The 427-nt window shown below is 71.4% G+C and carries 1 protein-coding gene; it reads right to left on the minus strand.

What is annotated here, in order from left to right; translation table 11 throughout:
* Positions 1-427, minus strand: a 427-nt coding sequence (locus tag G3I71_RS48240; protein WP_164325314.1) for a hypothetical protein, incomplete at both ends; no start/stop codon positions are given.

Below are 427 nucleotides of genomic sequence, written 5' to 3' on the forward strand. Positions count from 1 at the left end.
ACTCCGCCGGGTCGTACTCCAGCAGCCGCTCGAAGGCGCCCGGCGGGCAGCAGACGTACGCGTACAGCCGGATCCAGTCGATCCGGGGCAGTTCCTCGCCCATGTCGGGGGTCCAGTACGCCTGGACGAGCGCCCGGCCGCGGGCGTAGACCTCGTCGGTGATCGCCGGGAGGTCGTGGCGGGCGGTCACCGCCGGGCTCAGGGCCGTGCGGATCAGGCTGCGGAAGTGGCGGCCGATCATGCGGCGGCGTCCGACGGGGTCCTGGACCCGGTCGGCGACGAGCGCCATGACGCGTTCGATGTGCCGGACCGTCTCGTTCGCCGAACGGCTGCGGGAGGTGATGTTCTGGCCGTCCTCGCGGCGGCGCAGGAAGTAGCAGTCGTAGTCGCCGACCACGGAGATCTTGCGGGTGGCGAGGTAGACGAC

This window comes from Streptomyces sp. SID12501 (assembly GCF_010550245.1).
Classification (GTDB): domain Bacteria; phylum Actinomycetota; class Actinomycetes; order Streptomycetales; family Streptomycetaceae; genus Streptomyces.